This is a genomic window from Nostoc sp. XA010, from assembly GCF_020829625.1.
In the GTDB taxonomy this organism is placed as follows: domain Bacteria; phylum Cyanobacteriota; class Cyanobacteriia; order Cyanobacteriales; family Nostocaceae; genus Nostoc.
In genome coordinates this window covers 107,936-131,565 of the sequence record NZ_JAIVFX010000011.1, presented here as the reverse complement: position 1 = coordinate 131,565, position 23,630 = coordinate 107,936, and the positions used below count along the sequence as shown (strand labels likewise).

Sequence of the window (23,630 nt, the reverse complement as noted above, 5' to 3'; positions counted from 1 at the left end):
ATTCGTAATTCGTAATTGAAGAATTAATTACGAATTACGAACTACGTAGCTTGCTTCTCGCCAAAGGCGAGTATTACGAATTATTAATTATTGATGACTCAGGACTAATGATTAATGACTAACGAAAAAATGATTTTTCGCAATCGGGTGGTTGACAAAGGTCAACTGAGAAATTTAATTTCTTGGGCCTTTACAAATTATGGTACGGCGCGAACCGCAGTGATGGCGGACAAATTGAAAGATTTGGGATTTCGCTATGCTACCAAAGCAGGGGTTTCCATCAGTGTAGATGACTTGATGATACCACCAACTAAGCGATTGCTCTTAGAAGCAGCCGAGGAAGAAATTCGTGCTACTGAAACCCGTTATCAACGGGGAGAAATCACTGAAGTAGAACGCTTCCAAAAGGTAATCGATACTTGGAATGGTACTAGTGAAGCCTTGAAAGATGAGGTAGTCGTCCACTTCAAGAAGACTAATCCCCTGAACTCCGTATACATGATGGCATTCTCCGGGGCACGGGGTAACATCTCTCAAGTCCGGCAGTTGGTGGGGATGCGGGGACTGATGGCAGATCCTCAAGGGGAAATTATCGATTTGCCCATCAAAACCAACTTCCGTGAAGGACTCACTGTGACGGAATATATTATTTCGTCTTACGGTGCCAGAAAAGGATTGGTGGATACTGCCTTGCGGACGGCTGACTCTGGTTATCTTACCCGGCGTTTGGTCGACGTATCCCAGGATGTGATTATTCGGGAATTTGACTGTGGTACCACCAGAGGAATTCCCATTCGACCAATGACAGAAGGTGCCAAAACCTTGATACCTCTAGGAACCCGCTTGATGGGACGGGTAATTGGCGAAGATGTGCTGCATCCGGTGACAAAAGAAGTAATTGCACCACGCAATACCCCAGTTTCTGAGGACTTGGCGAAGAAAATCGAAAAATCTGGGGTGGCAGAAGTTGTGCTCCGATCGCCCCTAACTTGTGAAGCGGCACGTTCTGTCTGTCAACACTGCTACGGCTGGAGTTTGGCCCACGCTAAGATGGTGGACTTGGGCGAAGCTGTGGGGATTATTGCCGCTCAAAGTATCGGTGAACCTGGTACTCAGCTAACAATGCGGACATTCCACACAGGTGGTGTGTTTACCGGGGAAGTGGCGCAACAAGTACGTTCCAAAATCGATGGAACTGTCAAGCTTCCCCGCAAACTGAAGACCAGAACATATCGTACCCGTCACGGGGAAGATGCCCTCTATGTTGAGGCTAATGGCATCATGCTTTTGGAGCCAACAAAAGTAGGTGATGTTACCCCAGAGAACCAAGAGGTTCATCTTACCCAAGGTTCAACACTATATGTATTTGATGGAAATAAGGTAAAACAAGGTCAGTTGTTGGCAGAGGTTGCCCTTGGTGGACGCACAACTCGGACTAATACAGAAAAAGCAGTTAAAGATGTAGCCTCTGACTTAGCAGGGGAAGTGCAATTTGCCGAAGTTGTTCCAGAACAGAAAACTGACCGTCAAGGTAATACCACAACCACAGCCGCACGCGGTGGTTTGATTTGGATTTTGTCTGGGGAAGTTTATAACTTGCCGCCTGGTGCAGAATTGGTGGTAAAAAATGGTGATGCGATCGCCTCTAATGGAGTTTTAGCAGAAACCAAGTTAGCCAGTTTGCACGGCGGTGTGGTGCGCTTGCCAGAAGCTAACCCAGGTAAGAGTACCAGGGAAATTGAGATTATCACCGCTTCTGTGGTACTAGACCAAGCAACGGTGACAGTCCAAAGTTCCCAAGGGCGTAATAATTACTTAGTCTCCACTGGTAACAACCAAGTATTTAACCTCCGAGCTACACCAGGCACAAAGGTGCAAAATGGTCAAGTAGTAGCTGAGTTAATTGATGACCGCTATCGGACAACTACTGGTGGTTTCCTAAAATTCGCGGGTGTAGAAGTCCAGAAAAAAGGCAAAGCCAAACTGGGTTATGAAGTCGTGCAAGGCGGTACTCTTTTGTGGATTCCCGAAGAAAGCCACGAAGTTAATAAAGATATCTCCTTGCTGTTGGTAGAAGACGGTCAGTTTGTGGAAGCTGGCACCGAGGTAGTAAAAGATATCTTCTGCCAAAACAGTGGTGTGATAGAAGTTACCCAGAAAAACGATATCCTGCGGGAAGTTGTGGTTAAACCTGGGGAACTGCTGATGGTGGACGATCCAGAATCGGTCATTGGGCGAGATAATACCTTCATCCAACCAGGTGAGGAATTCCAAGGCAATGTCGCCACGGAATTGCGTTATATCCAGTATGTAGAGACACCAGAAGGGCCTGCCCTGTTGAGTCGTCCAGTAGTTGAGTTTGCCGTACCCGATAATCCAGATGTGCCATCAACTACATCTGTGAGCCAACAAACCGGGCGATCGATTCAGTTGCGGGCCGTGCAGCGACTACCTTACAAAGATTCCGAACGCGTCAAATCTGTTGAAGGCGTGGAACTACTGCGAACCCAGCTAGTGCTGGAAATTGAGCAAGAAGGTGAACAAGACCATAATGCTTCACCCCTTGCAGCAGATATTGAATTAGTAGAGGATACTGAAGACCCAGAAGTTCAACGTTTACAACTGGTAATTTTGGAATCCTTGGTAATTCGTCGAGACATTACCGCCGATGCCACTCAAGGTAGCACCCAAACCACACTTGAGGTACACGATGGGCTAACCATCGCCCCTGGATCTGTGGTCGCACGTACCCAAATCTTGTGTAAAGAAGGCGGGGAAGTGCGGGGCGTGCGACAAGGAAGCGAAAACGTGCGTCGCTGCTTAGTGTTGCGTGACGCTGACAGGCTGACCATTAATACCAGTACTCAGCCAAAGGTAAAAGTGGGTGACTTGCTAGTAGAAGGTACAGAAGTTGCTCCTGGAGTTTTTGCCCCAGAATCAGGACAAGTAGTGGATATCAAAAGTGCCACTGCTGCATCTGGTGAAGAATCAGCCCTGAGTACTAAAAACTACGTTGTTACTACCCGTATTGGTCGCCCTTATCGAGTCAGCCCTGGTGCTGTGTTGCAGATAGAAGACGGCGATTTGGTACAACGGGGTGATAACTTGGTGTTGCTGGTGTTTGAACGCGCCAAAACCGGAGATATTATTCAAGGTTTGCCCCGGATTGAGGAACTACTTGAAGCTCGTAAACCCAAAGAAGCGTGCATTTTATGTCGCCGGGGGGGTGAAGTTAAGGTAGTTTACGCTGAAAGTGGTGATGAAGCGATCGCTATCAAGGTCGTAGAATCAAATGGCGTGGTAACAGATTATCCTCTAGGCCCAGGACAAAATTTGATTGTGCCAGATGGATCGTTTGTGTTAGCGGGACAACCATTAAGTGATGGCCCATCCAATCCCCACGAAATTTTGGAAATCTTCTTTAGCCTGGGTTCCGAAGATGGAATCTATGCTTGTGCTAGTCATGCTTTGCAGAAGGTACAGTCATTCTTGGTGAATGAAGTGCAAATGGTGTATCAATCTCAAGGGATTGATATTTCCGATAAGCACATTGAAGTCATTGTTCGCCAGATGACCAACAAAGTCAGGATTGATGATGGTGGTGACACCACAATGCTTCCTGGTGAATTGGTGGAACTGCGCCAAGTTGAGCAGGTGAACGAAGCTATGGCAATTACAGGCGGTGCTAGGGCACAGTATACCCCAGTATTGTTAGGTATCACCAAAGCATCCTTGAATACCGACAGCTTTATCTCCGCCGCATCCTTCCAAGAGACAACACGGGTACTTACCGAAGCAGCTATCGAAGGCAAATCCGACTGGTTGCGCGGCTTGAAGGAAAACGTGATTATCGGGCGATTGATTCCGGCTGGTACTGGCTACAATACCTATGATGAACCCGGTGCGATTGAAGATTATGCTGCTGAAATTAGCAGTAGTGTCTTAGATGAAGTCGATGACCCCCTGGATATGGTCTTAGATGACCGCACAGCTCGCACCTATAATTTAGATTCTCCTACTCTTGGGGAATCTGGTTTTGGTAGCAGACGTGCAGAAAGGTCAGTTCTCGATGACGAAGATGAATTAATCGCCGATGAAGTAGCAGACGACGACGATTTCGAGGAAGAAGAGGAAGACGACGAAGATGATTTCGACGATGAATAGAGACTTGAAATTTAACGTCTCTATATAAAAGGTAAAAATTAATAAAGGCAAAAGAAAATCTTCTTTTGCCTTTTTATTTTGCTCTATAAAAACACATTTTTAAATCCTCAATATTCTGGTTTCTACCTTTCGAACTAGTAGTCAGTCAATTATGGGGATTCAAAAGTAACGTCCTCATATAAATCTGCAACAGCACACCGAAAATCTACACTTGCCAAATGAATGATATCTTGTTGTCCATAGGGATAAAGTACCCATTGTCTCTCCGAGTTGCAGCGAAAACACTCAACATTTAACCGAGTTTGACTCACAAGTACATATTCCTGAAGTGACTCCATTTGTCGGTAGTTAGCAAATTTGTCACCTCGGTCAAAGGCTTCTGTTGTCGGAGATAGCACTTCTACAATTAACGGAGGGTAACGCAAAAAGTTGTTAAAAGCTTTATCTCGTTGGTCACAACTTACCATTACATTGGGGTAGTAATAGATATTAATCGACTCAATATGTGCTTTGGTGTCTGAGATATAAGCCTGACAACCACTCCCACGCAAATGATTTCTTAGCATAGCAAACAGATTGCCGCTAATAATTACATGCGTATTACTTGCCCCTGCCATTGCATAAACATGTCCCTGTCTATATTCATGCTTGATAGGGCTAGTTTCTTCTCCTTTGAGATAGTCTTCTGGAGAAATATAGCTAGAATTTGGAGTTGCAACCATCTGTAATGACCTTGTGTGATGCCTTGTATCTAGTTTAAAAGAAGCTTTACGGATTAAATCCGCATAAATCTAGCAATAGCTAGATGCTGTAATTCTCTCAAGAGCTATAATCTACATCTGTTGCACCGAGAGATTAAGTTGTGGATGTCATATTAGAACGATCGCACCAATTAAAACAAGCCTTAGTTGATTTTGTCCTTGATGCTGAAGGCGAACTAGCACAAGCACTGGAAACTTATGCAGCCGCACAGTTGCGCCGTGGAAGTGGGGATAGTACACAGCAGGACTTAACTATCGATAGCTTTCTGACAGCCGGGAAAGTCGGTGATAAATCTCCATTGGAGTTGTTTATCGAAAGCAATCCAGATTTAGAAGAAAGCGATCGCAACCTGATCAACAGTTGGCATCATAGTTTTATTGGCTTATTTGCCATAACGAATATTCTACCTGATGGCTTTGAATTGACGAACTGGTTGACAGATAAACACTACATCGTCAAGCCAAATAATACTCAAACATTACAGGCCATATCTCGGTTGAAAGTAGGAGAAATTTTACTAACTCGCATTTCTCCTGTTACCGATAGCTACTGGATGTTTTCTGGCCCCTACACAATAATGGGTAAATTAGGTAAACCAAAGCTTGCTGTAGCAATTGGTAATTTCAAAGAAAACTATAAAAGTAATCTTTACAGCGATGCTCCAGACTTGCTAGAAGAAGCTTGGCAGTCAGTAGGACAATATCATCAGCAGTTTGTGGACTTTTTCGGTACTGATGAAATCACACTATCTGGATACCAGCTTAATAAAAAAATAGCTGAATTTCAAGAATTAATCACTGAAAAACGCTTTGCAGAAGCAGGAATTGATACTTCTAAATCCTTGGCTGAAGTGGCAGAAGCAGCTGGCATTGGAGACGATGAAATAAAAGCAGCAGCAGAAGAATTTGGTGCTGATTCCAACGTAGTCTCTCAGATGTTTAACAGCAAAAGCAGTAATAGCAAAATGGTTATGCCAAAGGTTGATTTACCTGCGGAACTCAAGAAAGCAGAACAAGTAACAGCTCTTTCTCATCCTCGTTGGGGACAAATGTTTTTACCAACATATAGTAAGGTACAAGCAATTTTATCGGCAGAGGACTGGCAGAGTGTTCAAGGGGCGGAAAAACTTGTTCGTTACTACCTCGAAGATAAAAGTATTAATGCTTTTATTTGGCATCGATTAGCGCAACAGTATCCAAGTAAATTAGAAAATGTGTTGCAAACAGTTCTGCAACGTCCAGAGTTCCGTCTTGAAAGCGACTTAGACGCACTTTTGCAAGAATTCAATAAACCTATTGAGCCAGAGTTACCAGAAATTGCTAGTGTCCCCATACATCTACACAACTTGTTTCAGGAAGCTTTAGGAGAAGTTAACAAATCCAAGCCTAAGAGCAAGGGGCAAAAAAAGCCAACAAAAGGTTTTCAATAAAGTTAACAAATATATCCAATATCTCACCCTAGCCACTTAGGGTTTAGTTTCCAAGTTAAAGTCATTTATAGGAGCGTACAGCTAGCTGTACCTCCCAGCACCTATGGAACTACAAGTATTAAAAGCGACAGAAAGACTAAATATTTATATTTAAATTTCGTTAGATAGCAGGTGAACAATCTCACCTACGATTTCATCTGGACTTTCAAGCTTGACTAAAAATCGATTAAAGCCAGCATTCAAAGCCTTATGACTTGAGACTTCCCGTGTATAAGAAGTGATAGCGATCGCGGGTAACTGTCTTAAGGAGAGGCAAGAATGCACTCGAATTTGCTTAATTAACCAATTTCCATCATGATCGGGCAATTTCACATTGCACAGCAGAATATCGGGATGAAGCGATTCTATCAAGGCAAGGGCTGCTTCTGCATCGCCTAAAGCGATCACCTCTGCACCATCTGCTTCCAAAACGAAGGTGAGCAAATCTGCAATATCTGGCTCATCCTCTACCAGTAAAATCAGGGTTCCAATAAGGTGCTGGAGCGAATTTGACTCAGTTTCTTGATTGATTTTTTGATCGATTGTCATGCCATCCCTTTATTGCCTGCTATAGTCTGCTATGTCTATTGCAACGCATGGGGCTGAATAAATATTCCGCCTAAATACATAAACTTGGGGTGAAAAGTTTTATCAATATGAAGAAGTTAATTCACGGATCACATTCACCGCCCTGTTAGGTAAGCGATCGCCCCGAATAAATTATCTATGACCGATGTGCCTTTGATGAGCCGCGCTAAGTTGGTAAACAGTAAAGCTTTATGAATCAGCTGACTAATATTTTTTGGTAATAGCTAATTGGAGAAAAGCTATTACCCATTACCCATCACTCATTACCGAGGTTCAGCTTGAGTTGAAACTGTTAAAACTTGCGGAGGTGTAGCATCCGGTGGATAGAGGAAGTCAACTTCTACCAAAGAGCGATCGCCTGCTTTCATCTTTAATAAAACTAAGGGTTCCCCTGGTTGACCTCTCTTTTGCACTAAATGCACAAACTGAGTTTGTGGTTGATTTTGGTCATTTCTGTAACGTACCCGCACTGTCCCTCGGAAGAATACTTGACGGGCTGGTGTACTAAAAAAGCGTAACCCTGGTTTGACTAACTGATCCTCCTTGAGTGGTGTTTGTATGGATACACTCACAGTTTGAGGACTTTGAGTATTGTTGTATAGCGGCAACTTGAGATTATATTGAATTCCATAGTTGCCATGAGCGCGATATGCGGTGTCAGGATAGCGCACCAGCATAGTAGCACTTTGAATTTGACCAGTTCCTAATGTGCCACCATGCAGGCTACTTAGAGCGTAAGAAAACGCTTGACCAGCCTGGGGAATAGTTAGATACCTGGCTTTAGGATTATCTACTAATAAAGCTCTCCATCGTGAACCAGCAGCCACTCCAGCAACACGCCCATAAATTCTTGGTTTGCCAGTTTCCTCTAAAGGAGTGGGGGTTTTATCGCGTGGCCCGGACACATCACTATTATTGAGTAAATTTTGCCACTCTTCTAAAGTAGGCGATCGCTCACTGCCATCGGGATTTACACGCGCAAACATGGCTAGGCTAGCTGCATAGACAGTGCCATTACTTTGCAGTCGCATGAACGTAGATCGACCATTGAGAGGTGGTGTTAATCCCTGCACCGGAATTGGTAAATTTAGTAACATCTGACTTTGCCCTGCTGGAATCTCAATTTGGGCAGGGAAAATCTCTTGTCGCCGTCCCCTCAGCACATCAGACATGACGCGATCGCCTGGCCCGGCAAAAACTTTACCTAAAAGATTTTGACTCAAGGATGGTAGCTGAATAAATGGTGCATCCGGTTGACTCAAATAACTCGCCGCCTGCCAAATATTAACCTTCACTGCTTCAGAACTAGGGTTATGCAAAATTATCCCTAGATAGAGCGAGCGCAAATTCTCTGCTGGTTCAGCCCTAGCAATATGGTGGGCAAAAATATCAAATCGTCCTCGAAAGGGAAAATTCAGATGCGCCGTTGGCACTTTTTTGCCCTCTGGTGGAAAGGTAGAGAGTAAAATTCCTTCTTTCAAAACCAATTCTGGACTATTGCTGTTAAACGTTGGCACTGTATCCAATTGGCCTGATAAAGGACGCACTTCTTGTGGTTGTACGACTTCTTCAGGTGGTGGCGTGGCAGGAGTTAATTGGGCAATTGGGAAAATTAGTAACAATGGCAACATACACTTAGATATTTCTTTCACCATACAGACATTAACAACTTGATGAAAGTGCCAGTTTGTTAATAATTAATACGGAATCTGCAAGAATCCCCATCAAATTTTCTTGATTGAGAACCGGAACGTGGGCAAAAATACAACCTACCATGAGTTGCTTTTAGCTTAAGTACTCTTTGCGAGACACTACACCAAGACAAATAAATTTCCCGCAGTCGTGACTAATCTCAATCCCTGCTGCTCCCGTGACTAATTCTTTTAAATCAACTGCTGTTTGCAAAACAATTTCCTTACAGCTAAGTAAAGCGGTGTAAATAATTAAAAGTTTGTAGTGAGGACTTTAGTCCTCAAATGAGGGCTGAAACTCTGACTACAAAATAATCTCAAGAGTTTTTACATTACTTAATCTAATTTGATTTATTCTTGCCTAGTTACTTAGCAACTGCTTCCATACTTAATTATGTACGCCTTACAGCCATGCCACAACAGATGATGTAATCAGGTTGAATTGCATTGATTTTTTCCATTACCTGAGTACTGGCAAGTTGCACATCTACGGGTAACTAGGGTAAAAAACTTAAATCATCTGGTATCAGATCAAGTTTGGTAACTTCAAGTAATTAATCATCAGAAGAATTCGACTGTTGATATTTTAGGCAAATGTCAAAAGAAGTTAATAGAATTCTTCTCTTCATAACAAATATTATTTAGAATAGAAAAACCCTCCATAATAAATTTACAAGGAGCAGGTGAATGCCAGTAATTGCGGTCGTAGATTACGAGATGGGAAATTTGCACTCAGTCTGCAAAGGCTTGGAAAAAGCTGGAGCAACTCCTAATGTTACTTATTCTCCAAAGGAATTAGAGCAGGCAGATGCAATAGTTCTGCCGGGAGTGGGAGCATTTGATCCAGCAGTCCAACACCTGCGATCGCGTGGTTTGGAACAACCAATTAAAGAAGCGATCGCATCTGGTAAACCATTTTTGGGAATTTGTTTAGGATTGCAAATTCTCTTTGAATCAAGTGCAGAAGGTACTCAACCAGGACTAGGAATTATCAAAGGAAAAGTGCGGCGGTTTCGCTCAGAACCTGACATCACTATTCCTCACATGGGTTGGAATCAACTGGAAGTGACTCAACCAAAAAGTATTTTGTGGGAGCATTTACCGTCCGATCCTTGGGTATATTTTGTTCATTCTTACTATGTTGACCCAATAGACCCGCTAATCCGTGCAGCAACTGTCACCCACGGTACTCAAACCGTCACAGCTGCGATCGCCCACGAAAACCTGATGGCAGTCCAATTTCACCCCGAAAAATCCTCTAATATCGGATTGCAAATTTTATCTAATTTTGTTGCTCAAGTCCGCGAAAAAATTCCTGCCTAATACTATTTTTGTTATTTGTTGTTTGTCGTTTGTCTAAAACTTGTGACTAATGACCAATGACTAATGACCAATGACTAATAACCAATGAGCCTGAGAATTTACGGGAATCGCCAGCTAAAAACTTTACCCGGAAAAGAAACTAGACCCACTAGTGCGCGGGTAAGAGAAGCAGTGTTTAATATTTGGCAGGGAGAAATTGCAGGTTGTCGCTGGCTAGATTTGTGCGCCGGTACTGGTTCAATGGGCGCAGAGGCTTTGTGTAGAGGAGCTAGCCTAGTAGTGGGAATTGAGCAATCGAGCCGAGCCTGTGCCACCATCCAACAAAATTGGCAGCAGGTAGCGAATGCCGAGCAAGAACTTCGGGTATTGCGGGGAGATATTTTCCAACAGTTAAAGACTTTATCAGGCAAGCAATTCGATAGAATTTACTTTGATCCACCTTATGCCAGTGGATTGTACCAGCCAGTATTAGAAGCGATCGCTCACTATCAACTTTTAGATCCTAGCGGTGAAATCGCAGTTGAACACACCTCACAAGGTTGGACACCGCCAGAGATTCCCGATTGGGAAATTTGCCGCGAGAAAGTTTACGGCAACACATCACTCACTTTCTATAGAATTGTGCAATAAGAAAAGAGGGGGCAGACAAAGGAGCAGGAGGAGAAAATTTTATTTTGTCTCCCTCATCCCCCTCATTTTCCCACTCAAAACTCAGCACAGGCTAAACCATAGCTATCCGCTAACAAAACTCAGCACTGCTTATCCCCCCAACTGATTGGGGCGCTTATATTGCTTATAGGCAGCGTAAAACAGTCCGGCGAGGGTGACGAAAACTAGACCAAGGACAATACCTGATAGTAGGGGTTCAACCACTGTAAATCTCCTCTTTGAAATTATTAAATATTCGTTGCCTGTTTTTGATTTTACCAAATTTCGTATGAATCCTGCGCCCTACAGCCTTTTTGGAGAGTGACTGCCCACAAGAAAATAGTCTTCTGTGCTTGCAGACACAATCAAGAACTTTTAAGCTATGTGTAGGAAATGAAAACTTTTTAGCACACCTAGATTTTCACAGCAAACCTTTTGGATAACCAGATTACCAAACCTGAAATTTTGATTCAGAGGATCGTTTTATTGACCCTGGCTATACTGCTAGCAGTCTCTTTGGGCTTTTTTGGTGTTCAGTTGGTTCAAGCCTCCGATCCATACGTCAAGAGCGTTTTATCCTTAACAGGAAACCCAGTTCAAGGACACGCGATCTTTCAAATTAATTGTGCTGGTTGTCATGGCTTGGAAGCAGACGGGCGAGTAGGCCCCAGTTTGCAAGCTGTTTCAAAACACAAGTCTCGATATGGACTAATTCGCCAGGTGATCAGTGGTGAAACCCCGCCAATGCCAAAATTCCAAGCTAGTCCCCAAGAAATGGCGGATCTTTTGAATTATTTAGAGTCATTGTAAACGTTAGAATTTTTGGTTGTGGGATGATACATAATAAAACTTTGGGATAGAGGTATAGTGAGCGTAGGCGCAGCCCTTCGTAGACATCGCTCTACCAAAAATATAATTGGAAAAGTCAGATCCAAATGAGACTCGCTATAAAGTGAGTATTTCTGGTTAACTAAAAAACTTTTGTTAGGAGAAGGTGATCTCAAAGCACCCTAGCTCATGATAACTTCGTCTTCTAACTTGCAGTGGCGAGAAGTGTCATTAGTTACTTGAGCGGGAGCATCCCAAATGTGTAAAAACATAATTTGTCATTGCGTACTCCTTTGGAGAACCCGCAGGGTACGTAACGCAGTGAAGCAAAGCAATCGCAATTAACTTGTAACTATTTTGGTAAAATTGCAAAATTGGGAGGCTCCCATTTGACCTTTGTCCTTTTTTTTCACATCTGGTCGTATTTACGTAGAATCTTTGATAAAAGCTCATATAAACTGTATATTTTAAAGTATGTTAAAGCCACTATTTAATTATTACGAAAGTGAAGTTAGCGTACCTAACTCGGTAAGATTAAGACAAAAGCTCCCAGTGAGTGGGCTACGGTTTAGCTTCTTTGACAGACCAGATATTCTTAAGATGCCCGAAAGCTAATGACTGAAGCGATCCAAATCGGTAATCGTACAATCACAGCTAGTGAACTGATTTCCTTACTGGCAAGTTACCAAATGCTGCCACATTTGCAGCGCGAATTGATTATTGATGAGGCAATAGACGAAAATTCACGCTCCGCCAACGTAGCAATATGTACACCTGAGGAAGTAGCCCAAGCTAAACAGCAGTTTTACGCTGAAAAACAGTTCAAAAATGAAGAAGACATCCAGGCTTGGATGGCACATCAAGGACTGACTCCCGAACAACTAGAAGTTATTATCACTCGTAAGCTTAAAATTGAAAAATTCAAGCAGGCTACTTGGGGTAATAAACTGGAATCCTACTTTTTTCAGTCCAAGACAAAACTAGATAAAGTAATTTATTCTCTACTGCGAACCCAGGATGTGGGAATAGCCCAAGAACTTTACTTCCGCATTCAGGCGAAAGAAAACTCTTTTGCTGACTTGGCGCGTGAATATTCACTGGGGCCAGAAGCCCAAACTGGAGGCTTAGTAGGCCCGATTGAACTGAATGCACTACATCCGGTAATGGTGCAAATGCTATCTAGCAGTCAACCAGGTCAGATATTGCCCCCTACCCGCATCGCCGACTGGTTCGTGATTTTGCGGTTGGAAAAATTTATCCCCGCACAACTAGATGAATTTATGAAAGTGCGACTGCTGAATGAACTCTTTGAAACCTGGCTGCAAGAACAGCAAAAGCAAATCATGTCTGCACCACGACCAGAGGCGGGGATGCTACCACACGGAGAGGGCGATCAACCTTTAGCCTAAGTATGGGAGCTGACTGCCATACTTAGGCTTCAAAACCGAAGGTAGCGATCGCTCTTTTAGTTTTCCAGACTGGACGAGCGATCGCTTTTGATGTTGTTCATATAGTAGGTGGAATCCCACCTCATTAATTTTTAAAAAGTGGAATCTCGCTTTTGTCAAAATAAAATAGGGGTAGTTAGACTAAAGATTAGGGAACTTGCAGCAGAAAGAAGTTGCACAATCAAAGAGGTGGCTGAACGTGCCATTATAAGCCCCATGAGTAAAAATAATGAGCCAAGAAATAAAATAATCATCTCAAAAATACCGTTACCCATTTTTTACTATCCTTTTACTAAATAAATGTCAAAAATTTGAGGCTTACCTGTAAAATTTTTAACCATGATTGCGTGCCATTTGTAATTTTGTAAGTTAAAAATTAAATATTAATTTAGGTGAGCGGGTGACAAGTAATAATATTGAGATTGTTTTCAGTTTTGATACAACTGGGAGTATGTACCCTTGCCTTACTCAAGTACGGCGAAAAATCAAAAATACCGTTACCAGACTGATAGACGAAATTCCCTTAATTCGGATTGGGATTATTGCTCATGGTGACTATTGCGATGCAGGTTCAACTTATGTCACCAAAATATTTAACATATCCGGTGATGTTGATGCTATTTGTGATTTTGTGCAAAATGTCGAACCTACTGGTGGCGGAGATGCACCAGAATGTTATGAATTGGTGTTACATGAATCCCAATCTTTATCTTGGTCAAAGTCAGCAACAAAATCATTGGTCTTGATTGGCGATGATATTCCCCATCCTCCAGCACACAATCCTAAAAAACTGAATTGGCGCAAAGAGTTAGATAAATTAGCTGAGGCAGAAATTACAGTTTACGGAGTTCAGGCACTCAATCGTCCTCATGCCACTCCTTTTTATCAAGAACTTGCAGAAAAGTCTGGCGGTTTTCATATTAACTTAGACCAGTTTTCGTATATTAGTGATTTGTTTTTAGCAGTCTGCTACCAACAATCTTCTAATGAACAGCTACAAGCTTATGAACAAGAAGTAATTGACGAGGGACGCATGAGCCGTGGGTTAAATAAAATATTTAACACCATGATGAACCGGGAAGCAACATCCTATTACAAATCGGCTGATTTACGGGCAGTTTCTCCAGGGCGTTTCCAGATTTTAGAGGTTGAACAAGATATTTCAATTAAAGCCTTTGTATTAGAAAATGGTTTAAGTTTTAAAGTTGGGCGGGGTTTCTACGAATTTACAAAAACAGAAACTATCCAGGCTCAAAAAGAAATTATCTTAATGGATCGGGCAACAGGTGATTTATTTGAAGGAGGTGCAGCACGAGAAATGTTAGGTCTACCGATGGATGCAACGATTCGGATTAAACCGAGTAACCTAGAAAAGTATGTTGTGTTTGTCCAAAGTACCTCTGCTAATCGTAAACTGATTGGCAAAACTCGATTTTTATATGAAGTCGAAGACTGGGATCGTTAAATCCCAACGACTACAAGTCACGGCTACCCAAACAAAGCCTGCTCATGCAGGCTATTCTGTTCGCTAGGTATTTTGTAATAAGTCTAATGACCCAGATTAAGCCGGAAGTAAAACGTACAGAAGAACTGCGCCAGTTATTACAACAAGCAAGCTTCGCTTATTACGTTTTAGATGCTCCAATTATGGAGGATGCAGTCTATGACCAGCTATATCGAGAATTGCAACAACTGGAAATTCAATATCCAGAATTGGCAACTCCCGATAGTCCGACTGTGCGCGTGGGTGAAAGGCCAGCAACGCAGTTTACCTCGGTGCGGCATAATATCCCCCTCTACAGCCTGGAGAATGCATTTAATATCGATGAGTTGCAAGCCTGGGATCAGCGTTGGCGGCGACAAGTACCGAAAATAGACTCGGTGGAATATGTCTGTGAACTTAAAATTGATGGTTCTGCTTTGGCTCTTACCTATCAAAATGGCATTCTAGTAAGGGGTGCAACTAGGGGCGATGGGGTGACTGGTGAAGATATCACCCAAAATGTGCGGACAATTCGCTCAATTCCCTTGCGTTTGAATTTTGAAGGGTCAGAAATTCTAGAAAGGGTGGAAGTACGCGGCGAGGCGTTTTTACCGTTGGAAGTATTTAAACAAATTAACGAGGAAAGACAAAAAGCAGGTGAGCAATTATTTGCCAATCCCCGTAATGCCGCAGCTGGTACACTCAGGCAACTAGACTCGCGCATTGTCGCTAAACGGCGATTAGATTTCTTTGGCTACACTCTGCACATTCCTGGTAGAGATGACGCCAGTATTGCCAATACCCAATGGGAAGCATTGGAGTTATTAGAAAAGATGGGTTTTCGAGTCAACCCCAACCATAAATTGTGTGCCTCGATCGCAGAAGTGGCAAAATATTATGAATACTGGGATACGGAGCGGCTGAATTTACCCTACATGACTGATGGGGTAGTAGTAAAGCTGAATTCTTTTAAACTTCAAGAACAGCTAGGGTTTACGCAGAAATTCCCTCGCTGGGCGATCGCTCTAAAGTACCCAGCCGAAGAAGCACCCACTCGTGTAGAAAATATTGCTGTAAATGTCGGACGAACGGGAGCGTTAACGCCGTTAGCCGAGATGCGCCCGGTGCAACTGGCGGGGACAACAGTTTCTCGCGCGACGTTACATAATAGCGATCGCATTACTCAATTGGACATTCGCATTGGCGATACTGTGATTGTCCGCAAAGCTGGAGAAATCATCCCAGAAGTGCTGAGGGTATTAAAAGAACTCCGTCCCTCTGACACTGAACCTTTCGTTATGCCCACCCATTGCCCAGTCTGTGGTCAACCAGTGGTGCGCGAATCAGGTGAGGCGGTGACTCGGTGCGTCAATGCTTCCTGTGCAGCGATTCTCAAAGGTTCCATTGAACATTGGGTAAGTCGTGATGCCTTAGATATTAAAGGCTTGGGGGAAAAGCTGGCGCATCAACTCGTTGATAAAGGTTTGGTGCATTCCGTTGCCGATTTGTATGAGTTGACACAAAGCAAATTGTGTGCATTAGAAAGAATGGGTCAAAAGTCGGCAGAGAAATTGGTAGATGCGATCGCTCAATCAAAAAACCAACCTTGGTCAAGGGTATTGTATGGTTTAGGCATCCGTCACGTTGGCAGCGTGAATGCCCAATTGTTGACTCAGAAATATTTCACTGTAGAACAGTTAGCGACAGCAAAGCAATCAGATATTGAAGGAATTTACGGTATCGGTGCTGAAATTGCCCAATCTGTGTACCAGTGGTTTCGGATTGATGCCAATAAAAAGTTGATAGAACGCTTACAAGCAGAAGGATTGCAATTAGCTGCCACAGAAGAAACAAAAATAGTTGGGGATGTTAATCAAAAGTTCGCAGGTAAAACTTTTGTAATTACGGGAATATTACCAACCTTAAAGCGAGATGAAGCGAAGGCTTTGATTCAAAAAGCTGGTGGTAAAGTGACTGAATCAGTGAGTAAAAAAACAGATTATTTGGTAGTAGGAGAAGATGCAGGTTCTAAATTAGAAAAAGCGCTTTCCTTGGGAATTACGCAATTAAGCGAGCCGCAGTTGTTAAAGATGCTTGAGGATTGATGCATATCTGGCAAACCCGTCACACTCATTAATTGTTAACGTTTATTAAGCTTGGCTTCAGCCTTGATCCTCCCTAACCCTCTTTTTTTAGGAGGGAATTAGAGCAAGTATAAAAATGTCCTAGTTTTATACTACTGTAAATTGCTCGATTTATCGTATAATGCTTTTCAGATGCGATCGCTTCCTTTGGTATGTAGTCATTAAGTGCAAGCAACATACCAAAAGAAACGGACGAGTGCGAAGACTGCGCTATAGATCAAACTATGGAGAATTCAGATGAGCAACAAACACATTGAAGTCAAGCAGGTAGCCGGTTTCATCGGTGCGGAAATCAGTGGCGTAGACCTTTCGCGTCCCTTGCACGATGATGCAGTCAAAGAAATTCGTCAAGCACTATTGAAGTGGAAAGTCGTGTTCTTTCGCGGTCAGAACATCGATCATGCTGCACAGGTTGCGTTCACCGCTCGTTTTGGCGAAGTTACCTACGCGCATCCCCACGAAGATGAGCCAATTGAAGGCTTCTCAGAAATACTGCCGATTGACCGTAGCCGTTACGAACGGCGCAACGGTCTGCGGCGTTCCAGCTACGAGAGCCGTTGGCATACCGATGTGACAGCAGTTGTCAACCCTCCTGCGGCATCGATTTTGCGTGCGGTTAACGTTCCCAGCTTCGGTGGTGACACACAGTGGACTAACTTGGTCGCAGCCTACGAGGGTCTATCAGCACCCCTGCGATCGCTAGCAGATGGATTGAAAGCCGAACATCGCTTCAATGCGCGTTTGAATCTGCCCAGCAATAGCAAAATCGCCCAGCGCATTGCAGCCAATCCCCTGGTTTCAATACACCCAGTCGTCAGGGTTCATCCTGAGACAGGCGAACGAGCATTATACGTGAATCCTAACTTCACCTCGCACATTCTTGATGTGTCACGGCAAGAGAGCGATCTGCTGCTTGAGTTATTCTTCAACCAAATCACCAAGCCTGCCTACACCACCCGCTTCCGATGGAACAACGGTGACATTGCCTTCTGGGACAATCGCGCCACCTCACATTTAGCCCCGCAGGATCTGGATCATCTGGAAGTTGAGCGCGTCCTCTATCGCACCACCATCACGGGAGATGTTCCAGTCGGGCCCGATGGTTTCCGATCGCAAGTGGTTGAAAGTGAAGCGTTCAACAGCCAATTACCAACCGTCTTGAAGAACCAATCTGAGAAGCTGGAAGCACAACCAGTACTTTCGTAAGCTAGAGAGTGGTAAGCAGCACTGCGGAATATGTCCGTAGCCCCTTTACTCAGAATTTGCACCAATCCCAACAACCGCCTCAGAATGGATTCTGCGGCTACTAACTTGCATTATTCTAAAGAAGACTAAATCAGGATTGGATTCCACTTAAGTGGACTTGCGCTATTAGCCAGAGAATTTATTCTCTGGCAAAAAAGTGGGCAGGTGCAAGAATATAAATTTGGATTGCACTGTTATATTTCTCACGAATTTTACCAATACCTTGATAATATTGATAGCGATACCTGCGCTGGGCAAAACCAACGGGTTCAACTCTGGAACCCTAGTACTGCAAGGCGGAAGTCAAAAGTTACGCCTGCTTTAATTTTGCGCTTTTTGCCTGTAACGAAATAGTAGGTTTATTTCCGCCGACCTGTAATAGTAGATCATTTACCCTAAAAATTGTTAAAAGAAAATTTGGAGTTTTATTAAATAAAATCAATGTCTGAACAAAAGCCCATAAGCCCCTGGAACTATAAACCTTGGTGGTGTCAACCGTGGTCTATAGTTCTCACAGGTGTAACCCTGATTGGTGGTAGCTGGTTACTATTTAAAACTATCTGGCTAACAGTTCTCATCTCCATCCCTGTCGTGACATGGATGGGGTTTTTTGTCTTGTTTTGGCCACAACTAATGATTCGCAGTGGGATTTTGGAGTCGTATAAGGACTAATTTGATTATAAACGTCCGAATATTCCCATGTTTATCACCTAGTTGTTTGGAACGCGGTGCGACTACACCGCGCCCTTGCTTGTGACAGTAGCAGATCACTGCAATCCATAAAGAGCTAGATCGAGAGTACCTGCTGAAGTTGGAGAATAAGCAATATCTAGAGAAACACTAGCTTCTATCGTCAGAGGCCCACCAATTAAAGGACTTGTAGCACCTGTTGCAAAAGCTTTATCTGCTACTAGATTAAACTCCAAAGGAGATGGGCTAGGATTCCTAGCTGAGTTAATATCAATGTCAATAATCTTTCCGGGGGTTAACTGCAAGGTACTAAAAACTGCATTAGCCTGAGCTTGGGCGTCTTTAGCCGCTTCGCTAAGAACCTGGAGACGTGCCTGCTGTAATGCTTCGTCTGAGGCAGTGAAGCTTATATCCTGTATTAGATTCGCACCTGCTTGGATAGCTTTGTCAATCGCTGCCCCAGCTTGATTGGTTGGTAACTCAAACTGAAGTGTGTTGAGTCCTCTAAAGCCAGTTAGGGTTTGATTATCATCTTTATCATATTTATAGACGGAATTTAGTTGAATAGATGTAGTTTGAAGTTCTTGCGCCCCAAGCTTTTGCAGCACATCAACTACTGCTGTTGAACGTTGAGCAACTTCTTCTTGAACTTCGGTTGCGGTTTTTCCTTCTACTTGAATCCCCAATTGCACCTCAGTTAAAGTAGTGGGAACGCTGACCTTTCCTTGACCAGTAACTTCCAATATCTGAGCAGTGTTTGAATTAGTGCTACCAGTCAGGGGATCGATAATCCCAAGAGCCTGCTTAATCGCACCTGTGAGATTATCATCAGTAGCCGAAGCGAGAGTCCCTGCTGAATTTGGAGAATAACCGATATCTAGAGAAACACTAGCTTTTATCGACTGAGGACTACCAATTATAGGAGTTGTACTACGTGCTGCAAAAGAATTTACTGCTTCAAACAGCAAAGGAGATGGGCTAGGATTGTCATCTGAGTTAATATCAATGTCAAGAATCTTTCCGGGGGTTAACTGCAAGGTACTAAAAACAGTCTCAGCCTGAGTTTGGGCGTCTTTAACCGCTTCGCTAAGAACCTGTAAGCGTGCCTGCTGCAATGCTTCGTTTGAGGCAGTGAAGCTTATATCCTGTATTAGATTCGCACCTGCTTGGATAGCTGTGTCAATTGCTGCCCCAGCACTATCCGTTGGTAACTCAAACTGAAGTGTGTTAAGTCCTTTAAACCCGATTAGGGTTTGATTATTATCTTTATCATATTTATAGACGGGATTTAGTTGAATAGATGTAGTTTGAAGTTCTTGCGCCCCAAGCTTTTGCAGCGCATCAACTACCGCTGCTGAACGTTGAGCAGTTTCTTGTTGAACTTCGGTTGAGGTTTTTCCCTCTACTTGAATGCCCAATTGCACCTCAGTTAAAGTAGTGGGAACCGTTACCTCTCCTTGACCAGTGACTTCCAATATCTGAGCAGGAGCAGTGTTTGGATTAGTGCTATCAGTCAGAGGAGCGATGATCACAAGAGTTTGATTATCTGTGTTAGCCATCTTATTCTCGTTGCTTAAATAATGATGTTTGAAATCTGTTAATGTTTTAATCTTAGAGGATGTCTGAAAACTCAGAAACCCCACTTAACGCTATCCTCTCAGTAGATAAAAATACTTAAGTATAACAGCGTTACGAGAGCCATTGAGCCATCATACCCAAGTCACTTGACTTAATAGTAGTGGGAATTGTTAATGGGGACTAATTCCAGCAGTTAAAAAAGGCGGTAGAAAACACAGTGTTGACATGTCAGAAGTACTGAATGCAATCTTTTAAGGTCATCTGTGACTTAATATTTCATAACAAATTCGTCGAACTTAAGAGGGTCACAATTGTAGCAATTAAGTCCCTATTGCCATCTGCTACGCCCAAACCAAGTGAGTTATTTTAGATAGATAATCTATTTAGGGACATCCAAGAATTAAATTACTCAATTCCTACATCCAACGTCACTATCCAATTTTTTCTCCCCCTGCCTCAAGAGCTTCCCCTGCTCCCCCTGCCTTCCAAAACGATTGATCATTTTTTAGTTGGAAGTCCCTTATCAGGCAGTGGGTGAGTCTTCTTCAGGCAAGATTTCATCTATGCTGAGTACCCACGGGATACCTTTGTTAGCTGGAGGGGTAACAGTAATTCGACCTCTGTTAGTAAATCTTTTTAACATATCGGTGAATTGGGGAACAGTTCTCATGATGTTCTGATAAGTTTCTATATCTGGGCAAATCATGATTAACATCAGAATCCCACTATTAATTTTGAAATACCAATGGCAACTTGACAATAAAATGCGTGTGATGCGATTGCTCGCGAAGAAAAAGTTTTTCTTCATTGCTTATTCAAGTTGTCTGAACAGTATTTCACTCAATTGAATTGTCAGATTGGAAGGCAAATTATCTGGAGATAGGTAGGGCTGATTCATAAAATTTTTGTACGTTTTAATAAATTAACAAGCTGAAAATTTTGCATAACTAATACTACGCAAAAATCCAGTTTTCATAATTCTTTATTTTGCGTAACAATCCACTGCAAATCTAACCATAATTGAGGATAAACCTTCTTAATCTGCGATTTGGGGTCGTTTAACAGATTTGTAGCATTCACGCAAACAACTTCAACTAGACCCAGATATTCTGCCACTTCTATCAGTAAGTTTTTTTCTGCCACTATAGCAGCGATCAGTCTGTCAGGACAGTAAATCCTTATATATTTGGCATGAGGAATATACGCTCCTTTTGATTTAGAATTTAGCACTTTTAGATAGCACTGGCTTAGTAATTTCCATGCTCTTGGGTGAGCTTGCTCAATAATAAGGGTAAATTGTTGAGCTAAGTCTTCTTCGGTAATCATTACTCTCTCCACTATTATTTCGCTAAAAACTGTAATTTCATCTCATTTATGCACAATAAAGGTAACGCAGCACTGCTAATGCTGTCTGCATTTTTATCTGAGTAAAATTAACAATTTTTAGTTGGGGTAAAATTTACCCATGCGGCAGAATTTGTTGGTAAGTTTTCTACGGTTTTTGTTACTTTCCTATCAAGCATCAAAGCTGAAACCGATTACTAAAACTGTATCAATCGCTGCTTTAAACCAAATTAATTGGTATAAAGCGAAGTTACTGAAAAAAGAATTAAGCAGCCAGAATAAGGGGCTTCCAATTAAAAAAATAATCAATCGCTGTGTAGGCAGGGGAGCAGGGGGCAGGGAGCAGGGCGAAAAGAACGCTCGGATTTTGGGAAGAGGGGCTGATGGTGCAGTCTAGTAATCCGATGGGAATCAGAACAGTTGCCGACTTAGTGCAAGCGGGAGGGACTATTGTCAACCGTGAACCAGGTTCCGGTAGTCGTTTACTTTTGGAACAAACACTTCAACAGGAGCAATTGCCATTCCATGCTGTCCAAGGCTTTGACTGTATTGTTCAAAGCCATCAAGATGTTGCCCAAGCAGTAGCATTGGGGGCTGCCGATGCAGGTATCAGTACGGCATCTGTAGCTACTACCTTTGGGCTAGGATTTATTCCTCTGCATCAGTCACGATATGATTTAGTGATTCTCAAAGAATATCTGCAAGAAGCGCCAGTACAGCAGTTGCTCAGTACTTTAGGACATCGGCTGGTTCACTCGCAATTTGAAGTTCTCGGCGGCTATGACACAAGTAGAATTGGGGAAGTTGTAGCGACCATTTAGAGTGGATTGCAATTTTGGTTGGTTTGGTTATCGGGAAAAACTCTGCATAAATTTGAATTCCTGCTGTAACCACTCTTGAGGCTTGAGCAACCATTTGGGATTTTGTGACAACAGCTGATAATGCTTAGGTCAAAGTTTTCCATGCTTTGATCCCTATATCGAATCATCTCTGCACACAAGCGCAGAGATGATCCAGACTGTGGTGCAAAGTTAAGCGATCGCTTCCACTACATGCGATCGCTCAAGCAGACGCCCAAGGCGAAGCACTAGAAGCACTTGCAAAAGGAAACGTCGAAATCGTTGCTGGTAGCGAGAAAAAGTAAGCCCAGTTCTGTACCCCCACTTTTAAAGCTATTTTCAGGTAAATAGACCACGCACGCCCTACGGGCACAGCATTGCTCTGCCCCTATATAAGCTGTTACGTATACAACTTGCACTATCAGGGCGGGCAAGATGCCCACCCCACAATCATATTGAAAAAAATATTAGTGCAAATTAAAGGCACAACAGCTTACATGTGGTTGAATTAGAGTGATCTAAAACTTTTTATACCGACAAAAGGAATTTTCAAACAACCTCTTAGCGATTTGCTACCAATTTTTGAGCAATTTTTTGCTTAAATAGACGATAAAAAAACAATGGATTACCTATGATATAACGATCCCAGAGACGAGTAGGTTCAGTAACTAAGCGTGTTAACCACTCAAAGCCATTATTTGTCAGCCACTCGGGGCCACGATATGTAGAGTTAGTATAAAAATCTAGACACGCGCCTAAAGGTAAAAATACACGAGCTTCAATTTTATTGAAGTTATCTAAAATCCACCGTTCCTGTAATGGCATACCAAAACCAATATATAAAATATCTGGTCTAAAATTATTGATTTTTTCTATTATTAAATCATTCTCTTTTCCTGATTTATCAAAGTAACCATGATGTCCATCTATCCGAAGCTTTGGTGCAATTGATACCAACTTTGTAATTGCCTCATCCACTACGCCGGGTTTTCCAGCTAATAAAAATAATGAGATATTTTCTTTTTCACATTTCAATGCTAAATCTTCTATATAATCTGGTGCTGTCATGCGATGTACAGAATCCAGCGAATAACCGCTTAAGTTAGCCGCTAACAATACACCAAATCCATCGCAAAATACTAAATCTGCATTATTTAAAAAATCTCGATACCAAGACTTTTCATAAGCAAAATTCATAGCTCTAATATTCACATTTTCGACAATTGTCTTTTTTGGTTTTTTGACTGATTCTACTAAATAATCGATTAATTCTTGTACTTTAACTTTATGGAATCTTGTATCAAATAACTTGATTTCAGGAAAAGTTTTCGTATCCATTGTTTCCATTGTTATTTCCTCTTTGTCTACTTTACACAAGCTTATGGTT

19 protein-coding genes and 2 pseudogenes are annotated in these 23,630 nt (G+C 42.5%); 12 read left to right on the top strand and 9 right to left on the bottom strand.

Annotated elements, in window-relative coordinates:
- Positions 1-114 precede the first annotated feature (114 nt).
- Complete coding sequence (locus LC608_RS17955; protein ID WP_229554816.1) at positions 115-4,164, top strand: DNA-directed RNA polymerase subunit beta''; 4,050 nt, start codon at positions 115-117, stop codon at positions 4,162-4,164.
- A 149-nt stretch (positions 4,165-4,313) separates the two neighbouring features.
- On the opposite strand, the gene LC608_RS17950 is transcribed toward LC608_RS17955, so the two are convergent.
- Complete coding sequence (locus tag LC608_RS17950) at positions 4,314-4,886, bottom strand: Uma2 family endonuclease (protein WP_229554815.1); 573 nt, start codon at positions 4,884-4,886, stop codon at positions 4,314-4,316.
- A 140-nt stretch (positions 4,887-5,026) separates the two neighbouring features.
- Here LC608_RS17950 and LC608_RS17945 point away from each other — a divergent pair, with 140 nt between their 5' ends.
- Entirely contained in the window at positions 5,027-6,355 is a 1,329-nt protein-coding gene (locus tag LC608_RS17945) for a hypothetical protein (protein WP_229554814.1), read from the top strand.
- A gap of 150 nt (positions 6,356-6,505) precedes the next feature.
- On the opposite strand, the gene LC608_RS17940 is transcribed toward LC608_RS17945, so the two are convergent.
- The 3 genes and pseudogenes from LC608_RS17940 to LC608_RS17930 form a co-directional block, all read right to left on the bottom strand.
- Complete coding sequence (locus LC608_RS17940; protein WP_229554813.1) at positions 6,506-6,943, bottom strand: response regulator; 438 nt, start codon at positions 6,941-6,943, stop codon at positions 6,506-6,508.
- A 302-nt stretch (positions 6,944-7,245) separates the two neighbouring features.
- Positions 7,246-8,613 carry a DUF3370 domain-containing protein gene (locus LC608_RS17935; RefSeq protein ID WP_229554812.1) on the bottom strand — a complete coding sequence of 456 codons (1,368 nt, stop codon included), beginning with the start codon at positions 8,611-8,613 and terminating at the stop codon, positions 7,246-7,248.
- 455 nt (positions 8,614-9,068) lie between these two features.
- Positions 9,069-9,302: pseudogene (locus tag LC608_RS17930) on the bottom strand (peptidase C15); the annotation flags it as partial.
- A 58-nt stretch (positions 9,303-9,360) separates the two neighbouring features.
- Between LC608_RS17930 and hisH the strand changes: the two are divergent.
- Together hisH and rsmD are read left to right on the top strand one after the other, a co-directional pair.
- Positions 9,361-9,996 (top strand): imidazole glycerol phosphate synthase subunit HisH, encoded by a 636-nt coding sequence (gene hisH, locus LC608_RS17925; protein WP_109006740.1) that lies wholly within the window; start codon positions 9,361-9,363, stop codon positions 9,994-9,996.
- An 84-nt stretch (positions 9,997-10,080) separates the two neighbouring features.
- Entirely contained in the window at positions 10,081-10,626 is a 546-nt protein-coding gene (rsmD, locus tag LC608_RS17920) for a 16S rRNA (guanine(966)-N(2))-methyltransferase RsmD (RefSeq protein ID WP_229554811.1), read from the top strand.
- 129 nt (positions 10,627-10,755) lie between these two features.
- Here the strand turns inward: rsmD and petG are convergent, their stop codons facing one another.
- A complete protein-coding gene (gene petG / locus LC608_RS17915) occupies positions 10,756-10,869 on the bottom strand; it encodes a cytochrome b6-f complex subunit V (protein ID WP_063721252.1) in 114 nt (37 codons plus the stop codon).
- 210 nt (positions 10,870-11,079) lie between these two features.
- Between petG and LC608_RS17910 the strand changes: the two genes are divergently transcribed.
- The 6 genes from LC608_RS17910 to LC608_RS17885 all read left to right on the top strand — a co-directional run bounded on the left by LC608_RS17910 (position 11,080) and on the right by LC608_RS17885 (position 18,464).
- Entirely contained in the window at positions 11,080-11,454 is a 375-nt protein-coding gene (locus LC608_RS17910; protein WP_229554810.1) for a cytochrome c, read from the top strand.
- Positions 11,455-12,086: 632 nt separating this feature from the next.
- The gene (locus LC608_RS17905) at positions 12,087-12,881 is read left to right on the top strand and encodes a peptidylprolyl isomerase (protein WP_229554809.1); all 795 of its coding nucleotides are present in this window, start codon (positions 12,087-12,089) and stop codon (positions 12,879-12,881) included.
- A gap of 490 nt (positions 12,882-13,371) precedes the next feature.
- Positions 13,372-14,385, top strand: coding sequence for a hypothetical protein (locus LC608_RS17900; RefSeq protein ID WP_229554808.1), 1,014 nt, complete (start codon positions 13,372-13,374; stop codon positions 14,383-14,385).
- 86 nt (positions 14,386-14,471) lie between these two features.
- Positions 14,472-16,508: an NAD-dependent DNA ligase LigA gene (gene ligA, locus LC608_RS17895; protein ID WP_229554807.1), complete on the top strand. Its 2,037-nt coding sequence runs from the start codon at positions 14,472-14,474 to the stop codon at positions 16,506-16,508.
- A gap of 276 nt (positions 16,509-16,784) precedes the next feature.
- The gene (locus LC608_RS17890; protein ID WP_229554806.1) at positions 16,785-17,753 is read left to right on the top strand and encodes a TauD/TfdA family dioxygenase; all 969 of its coding nucleotides are present in this window, start codon (positions 16,785-16,787) and stop codon (positions 17,751-17,753) included.
- 480 nt (positions 17,754-18,233) lie between these two features.
- Positions 18,234-18,464, top strand: a complete 231-nt coding sequence (locus tag LC608_RS17885; RefSeq protein ID WP_229554805.1) for a DUF6737 family protein — start codon at positions 18,234-18,236, stop codon at positions 18,462-18,464.
- A gap of 95 nt (positions 18,465-18,559) precedes the next feature.
- Here the strand turns inward: LC608_RS17885 and LC608_RS17880 are convergent, their stop codons facing one another.
- The 3 genes from LC608_RS17880 to LC608_RS17870 form a co-directional block, all read right to left on the bottom strand.
- A complete protein-coding gene (locus LC608_RS17880) occupies positions 18,560-20,041 on the bottom strand; it encodes an SIMPL domain-containing protein (RefSeq protein ID WP_229554804.1) in 1,482 nt (493 codons plus the stop codon).
- A gap of 542 nt (positions 20,042-20,583) precedes the next feature.
- Positions 20,584-20,775, bottom strand: coding sequence for a hypothetical protein (locus LC608_RS37295; protein ID WP_308189888.1), 192 nt, complete (start codon positions 20,773-20,775; stop codon positions 20,584-20,586).
- A gap of 257 nt (positions 20,776-21,032) precedes the next feature.
- Positions 21,033-21,386 carry a hypothetical protein gene (locus tag LC608_RS17870; protein WP_229554803.1) on the bottom strand — a complete coding sequence of 118 codons (354 nt, stop codon included), beginning with the start codon at positions 21,384-21,386 and terminating at the stop codon, positions 21,033-21,035.
- A 139-nt stretch (positions 21,387-21,525) separates the two neighbouring features.
- Between LC608_RS17870 and LC608_RS17865 the strand changes: the two genes are divergently transcribed.
- A complete protein-coding gene (locus LC608_RS17865; RefSeq protein WP_229554802.1) occupies positions 21,526-21,801 on the top strand; it encodes a hypothetical protein in 276 nt (91 codons plus the stop codon).
- A pseudogene (locus LC608_RS17860) lies at positions 21,761-22,225 on the top strand (substrate-binding domain-containing protein); the annotation flags it as partial. The gene LC608_RS17865 and the pseudogene LC608_RS17860, both read left to right, overlap by 41 nt.
- Positions 22,226-22,804: 579 nt before the next feature.
- Here LC608_RS17860 and LC608_RS17855 read toward each other — a convergent pair.
- Positions 22,805-23,590: a WecB/TagA/CpsF family glycosyltransferase gene (locus LC608_RS17855; RefSeq protein WP_229554801.1), complete on the bottom strand. Its 786-nt coding sequence runs from the start codon at positions 23,588-23,590 to the stop codon at positions 22,805-22,807.
- Positions 23,591-23,630: the final 40 nt, after the last annotated feature.